Raw genomic sequence first — 9,062 nt, forward strand, 5'->3', positions numbered from 1 at the left:
CCGGCGGGGCTACTGCGCCACGGTGACGGCGGTCGCTCCCTGGCCGATGCCGAACTGTCCGGGCTTGCCGCCGTTGATCAGGTCACTGAGCGCCAGCACCGAGGTGATCCGCCCGGATTCGCTGGAGACGTCGTCGACGGTGCTGACGACGCTGTTCAGCGCGGCGTCCGACCTGGTCACCGCGACAGCGGCGGTCCCGGACGCCGATCCGTCGCGCCCGGCGAGGACCGTGCCCGCGCCGTGCGGCGCGAGGCCGGCCGCGAACCGGGCGACGGTGGCGCCCTGGTTTCCCGCGTCGTCACCCAGCGCACCGCCGGTCACGACGAGCGCGGTGTTCGCGGCGCCGATGCGCTCGGTGCCGTACGTCACGAAACCGGTGTCCCGCAGCGCGGCGAGCACGGTTTCGCGCTGCGTGTCGTCGACCGGCGTCACCTTGGGGTCGCGGTTGACCAGCAACGCGATGCCCAGCAGGTCGCCTGCCTGCGAGCCCTGATCGACGGAGCCGGTGTTCAGCTGCGCGCCCGCGGGCACGATCGGCGAGTTGACCACCGACAGCAGCTTCTCCGCGGAGTTGGCGTCGACGAACTCCTGGGTCAGACCCACGGTGCCTGTCACCCGCCCGCCGGCCTGCTCCACCACGCGGGTCAGTCCTTCGACGTCGCTGTCGGCGGCGTCGGGTGTGGCGAACAGCACCACGGTTTTCTCCGCGAGGCTGGCGCGCAGAATGCGCGGCGCCATCTGCGCGTTGAAATCCCCTGCAGCGCTGAGCTTCTCGTTGAGGGCGTTCTTGTCGTCGGTCAGGGTGTCGATCTGCTTCTGCATCTCGTTCTTGTCGTCACGCAGACCGGTGAGCACGGTGTTGGACAGCAGCCCCGAGCCGAGGGCGACGCCGATGGCCAGCGCGAGGAACACCGCGGCGAGCGAGATGGCATGCGAACGCAGCGAGATCACGTCATCACCTTCTACGAGACCAGGCCCTGAACCCAGAGAGTGAACCGGTTCCAGTACTCGACGACCCACTCCAGCACCGCGGCGTCGGCGCGCGACACCCACAGTGCGGCGATGACCGCGATCAGCATCGCCATCACCAACAGCGCGATCGCGCCGCCGGACACCCGGCTGCGGTACAGCGTGGCAACGGCTTTGGCGTCGACGAGCTTCTCGCCGACCTTGAGGCGGGTCAGGAACGTCGACGGGTTGCTGCGCTGGCGCGTGCGATCGAAGAACTCCTCGATGCTCGCGGTGTGGCCCACGGTGACGATCAGCGATGCGCCGTGGTGATCGCACAGCAGCAGCGCCAGGTCGGCGGCCGAACCGGCGGCGGGAAACGTCATCGCGCCCACGCCGAGATCCTGGATGCGCTCGAGTCCGGCGGCGTGGCCGTCGGCGTCGGCGGGCAACACCACCTGGGCACCGCAGCGCAGCACCTCGGTGCTGATCTTGTCCGGGTCGCCGACGATCAACGCCGGACGGTAGCCGGCCTTGCGCAGGATGTCGGCTCCGGCCCCGACTCCCACCAGAACTGGTTGGTACTCCTTGATGAAGGGTTTGAGCGCCTTCAGGTCGGCCGCGGCGTGGTCCTCCTCGGCCACGATGACGACGTGACGGTGGTTCATGTCGACGTCGATGTCGGGGATGCCGATGCCGTCGATCAGCAGCGGACTCTCGCTGCGGATGAACTCGATGGTGTTCCCGGCGAACGCCTCGAGATGCGCGACGAGGCCGCCCTTGGCTTCCTGCATCAACTCGTGGATCTCGGCGTCGGTGCGCTCGGTGCCGAGGATCAGCCTGCGGTCACCGGAGTAGACGCCGCCTTCGTTGATCCGGACGCGGGCACCGTCCTTGACCTTCTTGAAGACCTCGGGACCGGTGTCGTCGACGAGCATGATGCCGTTGGCGACCAGGACCTCGGGGCCCAGGTTGGGGTACCGCCCCGAGATCGACGACGACGCGTTCACGACCGCGGCGACTTCGGCCTCGACGAGAGCGTCCGCGGTGACCCGGTCGAGATCCTGCGCGTCGAGCACGACGATGTCGCCGGGAGTGAGCCGCCGCAGTAGGCGGTCGATGTCGCGGTCAACTCGGGCGGTGCCGGTGATACCCGGCCGTGAGCTGGCATTACGGGACAGCAGCGCTGACATCTTCATGGAGCCGATTCTGTCCAGGAACCTCAGTCATCCGTTGGAGGCGCGCCGTAACACCAGCCCCATTAGTTACTTCTTTTCACATCTGTCACAGGCTCAGGAGGCCTGCGGCTCGAACAGTTCGATCGGATTGCCGGACGGGTCGACGGCGAGCGCCTGCCGACCGCCCCGCCCGTCGACGATGTCTCCGCGGAAGCCGACTCCCCCGCTGCGGAGCGCGTCGACGGTGGCGTCGAGGTCCTCGACCTCCATCTGGAACCTGTTCCATCCCCCGGGTTCCGGTCGTCGCCCGTCGGACAGCCGCCTCCCTGCGCCGCCGCCGCCATCCGGCGCGTTGAGCAACAGACGTAACCCGCCACTGCGGAGCATGGCGAAGCCCGGTCCGGGTCTCATGACCAGTTCGAACCGAAGGTTGCGGGTGTAGAACTCGACGGCTTCGTCGACATCGTCCACGATGTACCGAACGCTGAAAGTGGTCATAACTGCACCTCCTGGCAGTTACGATACACTTGTGTCCCATAGCATGGCAATATGTCCCAAAGGATGTGAGGGGGTGGGGGTATGAGCAGCGCGCGACTGCCGGATCCGCGCATCGAGCATTCGCGGCGGGCGATCTGCCGCGCGGCTCTCGACGAGTTCGCCGAGACCGGCTACGCGGGCTTCCGGATCGAGTCGGTCGCGGCCCGCGCGGGCGTCGGCAGGAGCACCGTCTACCGGCACTGGCCGGAGAAGTCGGCACTCATCGCGGACGCGCTGAGAACCTTGCACCGCCAGCCCGATCCCGGCGTCGACGTCGCTTCCGGGAGCGCGCGGCAGCACGTCGAGTTGCTGCTGAGCCACCTCGCGCGGGCCTTGACCGACTCACCGGTATCGGCCTGCATTCCGGCGCTGATCCACGCCGCAGGCAACGATGCGAGCTTCCGCGATGAGCTCCACCGATTCTCGGCGCAACGTCGCCGGCGGCTCACCGACGTCATCACCGCCGGAGTCGGCGCCGGTGAGTTCCCCCCGACCGTCGACCCCGAGACCGCGTCGGTCGCGTTGTCCGGCGCGGTGTTCTACCGAAGCCTCATGACCGCCGATCCCGCCGACTCCGGCTTCCTCACCGACGTGGTCGACGAGGTCCTCGGTCGCTGACCCTCAACTCACCGAGGCACGGTCCTCGCGCGCCGCCTCCAGCAGTTCGCGGGCGTGCGCCCGGCCGCTGTCGGACTCCCCCAGCCCGGCAAGCATCCGGGCCAACTCCGCAACCCGGCTGTCGTCGTCGAGGCGACGCACCCCACTGGACTTCGCCCGCTCACTCTTGGCGCCGGCGTCGCCCTCGACGACGAGGTGCACGTCGGCGTACGCCGCGACCTGGGGCAGATGCGTGACGACGATGACCTGATGTGTGCGGGCCAGCCGCGCCAGTCGCCTGCCGATCTGGACCGCGGCGCGACCGCCGACGCCGGCGTCGACCTCGTCGAACACCATCGTGGTGCCTTCGGTCGATGCGGCCAGCACCACCTCGAGCGCCAGCATCACGCGGGAGAGCTCACCACCGGAGGCGCTCTTGTTGAGCGGCAGGATGTCGGAGCCGCGATGGGCGGCGAAGCCGAACTCGACGGAGTCCACGCCGTCACGGCCGGCATGCACCGTGGTGCATGCCGGCCCTGAGGGAATGGTCAGGGGGGCGCTGTCATCGGGGCGTGCCTCGAGGGGGCCGACGGCGATGGTGAACTCCGCGCCGGCCATCGCCAGCCCGGACAGTTCGGCCGTCACGGCCTTGGACAACCCCTTCGCGGCCTTGACCCGCGCCTTGGTCAGGTCCTGCGCGGCGTCGACGACCTTGGCCTGCAGCGTGTCGACGCGGCGCTCCAGCACGGCCAGCGTCTCCTCGGACACGTCGAGTTGGGCGAGCCGCTCGCGCGACTCCCGTGCCCAGTCCAGCACGCCGTCGATGTCGGCGGCGTACTTGCGCGTCAACGTCCGCAACTCCGCCTGGCGTGCCAGCTTCATCTCCAATGAGCTTGCGTCGGTGGGTAATTCGGATAGGAAGCGGCTGAGTTCACTGGAGACGTCGACGAGCACCGTCAGGGCTGCGCCGAGTTGTTCGGACAGCGCCGCCAACGCGGTGTCGTCGGTGCCCTCCAGCGCCGAGCGCGCCTGTCCGACCGCGGACGCGGCGGAGAAGCCGTCGGCCGGCCCCTCGTCGACGGCGCCGGACAGAGCGGCGTGGGCCGTCTGCACGGCCTCCCGCAACGAGTCCAGCTCCGACATCCGGCGGATGTCGGCGACCAGTGCGTCATCCTCGCCGGGCTGCGGCGCCACCAGCTCGATCTCGTTGAGTGCGAAAAGGAGGCGATCGGACTCCTGGGTGAGTTCGCGAGCCCGGCGGCGGCGGTCGTCGAGGTCGCGTTTTGCCCCGAGCCACTCGTCGCGAAGCGTGCGGTATCGGTGCAACTGCTTGGTGACGTCGGCGTAGCGGTCCAGGGCGGCGCGCTGCTGGTCGGGCCGCATCAACCGCAGCTGGTCGTTCTGACCGTGCAGGGTCAGCAGTTCGTTGGTGAACCCGCTCAGCGACCTGGCAGGCACGCTGCGGCCGCCGAGGTACGCCCTCGACGGTCCGTCCCGGCTGACTGAGCGGGCGGCGATGACGCTGCCGTCGTCGTCACGCTCGGCGCCGGAGGCATCGAGGATCTCGTCCACCTGGCTGATCACGGTGTCGCCGAGTTCGTCTGTGACGAACCGGCCCTCGACCACGGCGCGGGGTGCCCCGGAGCGCACTTTGGTGGGGTCGGCTCGGGCGCCGCCCAGCAGGTGCAGCCCGGTGACGACCATCGTCTTGCCTGCGCCGGTCTCGCCGGTGAGCACCGTCAGACCGCCGTCGAACTCGGCGGTCGCGGCGCTGATCGCCCCCAACGACTCGATACGGATCTCGGATAGCACTACTGTCCGCGCCACCCCGTGACCGGCAACCGGAACTTGCGCACCAGCCGATCGGTGAACGGCGCGCTGTCCAACCGCACCCACTTCAGCGGCGTGGCACAACGGGTCACCTCGAGCCGGCCCCCCGCAGGCACCACCATTTCGCGCCGCCCGTCGCAGAACACCAGCGCGTCGTGGCCGCCGGCCTCGATCTCGATCGCGATCGACGCCTTCGGGCTGGTCACCATCGGCCGGGCGAACAGCGCGTGGGCGTTGTTGGGCACGACCAGGATCGCCTCCAGATCAGGCCACAGCACAGGACCGCCTGCCGAGAACGCGTAGGCCGTCGACCCCGTCGGCGTCGACACCAGCACCCCGTCGCAGCCGAACGCCGACACCGGCCGCCCGTCGACCTCGAGGACCACACCGAGCACCCCCAGGCGGGGCCCCTTCTCCAGACTGGCCTCGTTGAGGGCCCAGCCGCGGTCGAGCAGCTCTCCCCCGGCACGGACCGCGACGTCCAGCGTCATGCGTTCCTCGACGCGGTAGTCGCGCTTGATGACGTGGTCGAGCACGGCGTCGATCGAGTCCGCCTCGGCCTCGGCCAGGAAGCCGATCCGGCCGAGGTTCACCCCGAGCACCGGGATTTCGACGTTGCGGGCGAGTTCGGCGGCGCGCAGGAACGTGCCGTCGCCGCCGAGGACGAGCACCAGCTCGCAGCCCGCGGCGGCACGCTCTTCGGCGTCGACCACCTCGATGTCGATGCCCAGGGCACGCATGTCGTCGGGTGCCAGGTGGACCGGGCCCTTGTCGACGGCCTCGGCGGAGAGCACCCGCAGCCCGATCTCGTGGTCGCCGAGCACCTTCTCCACCCGGCGTGCGACCTCGGTCGCCGCCTCACGGCCGGTGTGGACGACGAGCAGGATCGTGCGTTCGTGCGTCATTGCGGCCCCTCGTCGACGGCCTGCCGGACCGCATTTTCGAGCGAGGCCGCCAGTAGTGCATGGTCGGTCTCGGCACGCAGATGCAGGAAGTACTCGACGTTGCCTGCGGGCCCGGGCAACGGGCTGGCGGTGACGGCGACGGTGTGCCAGTGCAGTTCGTCGGCGCGTCGGGCCACGGCCAGCACCGCCTCGGTGCGCAGCGCCGGATCCGAGACGACTCCGCCGGCACCCACGCGGTCCTTCCCGACCTCGAACTGCGGCTTCACCATGGGAACGATATCGGCGTCGTGCGACGCGCACGCGGTCAGTGCGGGCAGCACAGTCGCCAACGAGATGAACGACAGATCGGCGACGATCAGGTCCACGGGCCCGCCGATCGCGTCGGCGGTGAGGTCGCGGACGTTGGTGCGCTCCATCACGGTCACCCTCGGGTCGGTGCGCAGGGGCCAGGCGAGTTGGCCGTAGCCGACGTCGGCGGCGACGACCTCACGGGCGTTGCGATCGAGCAGGACCTCGGTGAATCCGCCGGTCGAGGCGCCCGCGTCCAGGCAGCGCCGGCCGTCGACGGCGAGGCCGAACGCGTCGAGGGCGCCGATCAACTTGTGCGCGCCGCGCGATACCCAGGAGTGCTCGCCCAGGTCCGCGACGATCAGGTTTGCGCTCACGGGGATGGCCGTTGCGGGTTTGGCCGCGAGCATTCCGTCGATGCTGACCCGTCCGGCGCCGATCATCTCGGCAGCCTGCTGGCGCGACCGGGCCAGGCCGCGCCGAACCAGCTCGGCGTCCACACGAGCGCGCCGCGTCACGCGGCTCAGCCCTTCTCGACCGATTCCAGCGCCTGCACCAGAAGATCGTGCGCCTCCTCCAGACGCGCCGCGACGGCGTCCAGGTCGGATTCGGTGGGGTCGGTCTGCTCGCCCAGCAATTCGACGACCTGGGCGCGGATCTCGTCGGGATCGTTAGTCATGGCGGTGTTCACGCTAGCGCACCCCTGCCGCGGGCAGCCTGCGCCAGTGACCAGCGGTCGATGGCCTGTCGGGCGGCGTCGTCGACAGCGGAGATCGCCCGGGGCCGCCCATCGGCGTCGGCCGTCCAGACCGCGGCGGCGATCGCCCGCACCACCGACAGCTCATCACCGGGGTCGTTCCCGGTGGAGCGCACCGTCACCGTTCCCGAGTCGACGTCGACCTGCCAACCGGGATGCGGCCCGACACGCAGCGTGTCGGCGTCGGCGGTGAGGGCGCGGAGATCCTCGGCAAGGTAGTCGGGCCGCTGCGACGGAACCGCCCAGATCGCGTCCTCGGCGGTGTTCACTCCGCACAGCACCATCAGGCTGGGCAGCTGTGAGGCAGTGGCTCCGGCGATGTCGGTGTCGAGGCGGTCGCCGATCACCAGCGGGGCGTGAAAGTCGCCGCGGGACATGGCATCTGCCATCAGGACCGGTGCCGGCTTGCCGGCAACCTGCGGTTCGCGGTCGGTGGCCGTGCGCAGCGCGGCCACCATGGAGCCGTTGCCGGGGAGCAGACCGCGCTCCGAGGGCAGCGTCTTGTCCACGTTGGCGGCCACCCACAGCGCGCCGGACCTGATGGCCAGCGCCGCCTCGGCCAGGTCGGGCCAGCCGGTCTGCGGGGAGTGTCCCTGCACCACGGCGACCGGGGCGTCCGACCACTGCCGAACCGGCGCGAGGCCGACGCCGCTGATCTCGGCGGCCAGGGCGTCGGTGCCGACGATGAGAACCTTTGCGGCCTGCGGCAATTGCTCGGCGAGCAGCCGGGCGGCGCTCTGCGCGCTGGTGACGATGTCGTCGGGTTCCGCGGTGAAGCCCAGCTCACGCAGGTGCTCGGCGACCTGACCGGCACCCCGGGACGCGTTGTTGGTCACGAACAGGATCCGGGACTCAACAGCGGCCAGTGTCTCGACGGCGCCGGGGGTGGGCGCGTGCCCGCGGAACACCGTGCCATCGAGGTCAAGCAGCAGGCAATCATGTTGCTGAGCAAGGGTGCTCACGTCAGGAGAGCTCCGTGATCCGCTCTTCGGCATCGGTGACGGCTTCGACGTCGGCGCGGGCGGCGTGGAGGAACCACTGCAGCGCCTCCTGGTCGCGGCCCAGCGCCAGCAGTGTCTCGGCGTAGGCATAGAACAGCCGGGCGGCGGTCTGTCCGGTCCTGGCCGGATCCAGTTGCGGCGACGACAGAATGGCCAGCGCCTGGTCATGCTCGCCCAGATCCGAACGGGCGCCCGCGACGACGATGCGCAGCTCGTCGGCGTCGTCGCCGCTGAGCTGCGCGGCGTCCGGGGTACGGGCGAGCTCGATGGCACGCTCGGGCCGACCGATCCCGCGTTCACAGTCGGCGATCAGGGCGAGCAACGGAGAGCGGCTGCCCATCCGGCGGGCCGCACGCAGCTCGGCCAGCGCCTGGGCCCAGTCGCCGCACTGATAGGCCGCGATGCCGACGGCCTCGCGCACCGCAGCGATCCTGCCGGCTCGCGCCCGGGCGGCGCGGGCATGCGCCAGTGCCGCTTCGGGATCGTCCTCGAGGAGGTCCCCGGCGGCGACCAGATGACGGGCGATGACGTCGGCGGTGCTCTTGTCGAGAGTTGTGAGCTCACCGCGGATCTCGGGTGCGAGCTGTCTGGCCTCGATGTTGGCGGGGATCGACGGGCCGACGTCGCGGTTGTCGTCGCCGTCCGGCCGCGGTTGGGCGCGACGGGCGCGCTGCGGTCCGGAGGTGCGCGGCGCCGATCGCTGATCGCGGCCCGGTCGCGGGCCGCCGGCTGCCGAACCTCGGCGCGGGCGCCGATCGTCGCGGCCGCCCTGGGTCTCCTGCGGCACGTGGGCCCTTCCTGCTCGCATGGATGTTCGTCCTGCAAAGGATACGGCCAAAATCGATCCGCCCACAATTGACGAATTCCATGGCGTCGAATTCGGAAATGGAAATCGCCCCCCACAATTAAGTGGGGGGCGATTCCAATTTGTGTTCGGCGGTGTCCTACTTTTCCACCCGTGTGGGTAGTATCATCGGCGCTGGTAGGCTTAGCTTCCGGGTTCGGGATGGGTCCGGGCGTT

The 9,062-nt window shown here is 70.0% G+C and carries 10 protein-coding genes and 1 rRNA gene; 1 reads left to right on the forward strand and 10 read right to left on the reverse strand.

Going from position 1 to position 9,062, the window contains the following annotated elements; genetic code table 11:
- Positions 1-9: 9 nt before the first annotated feature.
- The 3 genes from H7I57_RS15640 to H7I57_RS15650 all read right to left on the reverse strand — a co-directional run bounded on the left by H7I57_RS15640 (position 10) and on the right by H7I57_RS15650 (position 2,624).
- Positions 10-951 carry a copper transporter gene (locus tag H7I57_RS15640; protein WP_264024496.1) on the reverse strand — a complete coding sequence of 314 codons (942 nt, stop codon included), beginning with the start codon at positions 949-951 and terminating at the stop codon, positions 10-12.
- A gap of 11 nt (positions 952-962) precedes the next feature.
- Entirely contained in the window at positions 963-2,147 is a 1,185-nt protein-coding gene (gene steA, locus H7I57_RS15645; RefSeq protein ID WP_264024498.1) for a putative cytokinetic ring protein SteA, read from the reverse strand.
- Between the two features lie 93 nt (positions 2,148-2,240).
- The gene (locus H7I57_RS15650; protein WP_264024500.1) at positions 2,241-2,624 is read right to left on the reverse strand and encodes a VOC family protein; all 384 of its coding nucleotides are present in this window, start codon (positions 2,622-2,624) and stop codon (positions 2,241-2,243) included.
- 81 nt (positions 2,625-2,705) lie between these two features.
- On the opposite strand from H7I57_RS15650, the gene H7I57_RS15655 reads away from it, so the two are divergent.
- Positions 2,706-3,281 carry a TetR/AcrR family transcriptional regulator gene (locus H7I57_RS15655; RefSeq protein ID WP_264024502.1) on the forward strand — a complete coding sequence of 192 codons (576 nt, stop codon included), beginning with the start codon at positions 2,706-2,708 and terminating at the stop codon, positions 3,279-3,281.
- A 3-nt stretch (positions 3,282-3,284) separates the two neighbouring features.
- Here the strand turns inward: H7I57_RS15655 and recN are convergent, their stop codons facing one another.
- The 7 genes from recN to rrf form a co-directional block, all read right to left on the reverse strand.
- On the reverse strand, positions 3,285-5,072 hold the full coding sequence (gene recN, locus H7I57_RS15660; RefSeq protein ID WP_264024514.1) for a DNA repair protein RecN: 1,788 nt from the start codon (positions 5,070-5,072) through the stop codon (positions 3,285-3,287).
- Entirely contained in the window at positions 5,072-5,995 is a 924-nt protein-coding gene (locus H7I57_RS15665) for an NAD kinase (RefSeq protein WP_264024503.1), read from the reverse strand. The genes recN and H7I57_RS15665 overlap by 1 nt, the downstream gene beginning before the upstream one ends.
- Positions 5,992-6,801 carry a TlyA family RNA methyltransferase gene (locus H7I57_RS15670; RefSeq protein ID WP_264024505.1) on the reverse strand — a complete coding sequence of 270 codons (810 nt, stop codon included), beginning with the start codon at positions 6,799-6,801 and terminating at the stop codon, positions 5,992-5,994. The genes H7I57_RS15665 and H7I57_RS15670 overlap by 4 nt, the downstream gene beginning before the upstream one ends.
- A 5-nt stretch (positions 6,802-6,806) precedes the next feature.
- Positions 6,807-6,962, reverse strand: coding sequence for a hypothetical protein (locus tag H7I57_RS15675; RefSeq protein WP_264024507.1), 156 nt, complete (start codon positions 6,960-6,962; stop codon positions 6,807-6,809).
- Between the two features lie 8 nt (positions 6,963-6,970).
- Positions 6,971-8,002 (reverse strand): HAD-IIA family hydrolase, encoded by a 1,032-nt coding sequence (locus H7I57_RS15680; protein WP_264024508.1) that lies wholly within the window; start codon positions 8,000-8,002, stop codon positions 6,971-6,973.
- A gap of 1 nt (position 8,003) precedes the next feature.
- Positions 8,004-8,849 (reverse strand): tetratricopeptide repeat protein, encoded by an 846-nt coding sequence (locus H7I57_RS15685; RefSeq protein WP_264024509.1) that lies wholly within the window; start codon positions 8,847-8,849, stop codon positions 8,004-8,006.
- A 123-nt stretch (positions 8,850-8,972) separates the two neighbouring features.
- Positions 8,973-9,062: ribosomal RNA gene (gene rrf, locus H7I57_RS15690) — 5S ribosomal RNA — on the reverse strand; the annotation flags it as partial.

It is taken from the genome of Mycolicibacterium pyrenivorans (genome assembly GCF_025821625.1).
GTDB lineage: Bacteria > Actinomycetota > Actinomycetes > Mycobacteriales > Mycobacteriaceae > Mycobacterium > Mycobacterium pyrenivorans.

Bases quoted from the DNA above. Each gene is read 5' to 3' on its own strand.
- H7I57_RS15655 (WP_264024502.1), top strand. From the start codon at position 2,706: ATGAGCAGCGCGCGACTGCCGGATCCGCGCATCGAGCATTCGCGGCGG.
- H7I57_RS15675 (WP_264024507.1), bottom strand. From the start codon at position 6,962: ATGACTAACGATCCCGACGAGATCCGCGCCCAGGTCGTCGAATTGCTG.
- H7I57_RS15685 (WP_264024509.1), bottom strand. From the start codon at position 8,849: ATGCGAGCAGGAAGGGCCCACGTGCCGCAGGAGACCCAGGGCGGCCGC.
- H7I57_RS15665 (WP_264024503.1), bottom strand. From the start codon at position 5,995: ATGACGCACGAACGCACGATCCTGCTCGTCGTCCACACCGGCCGTGAG.
- H7I57_RS15650 (WP_264024500.1), bottom strand. From the start codon at position 2,624: ATGACCACTTTCAGCGTTCGGTACATCGTGGACGATGTCGACGAAGCC.
- steA (WP_264024498.1), bottom strand. From the start codon at position 2,147: ATGAAGATGTCAGCGCTGCTGTCCCGTAATGCCAGCTCACGGCCGGGT.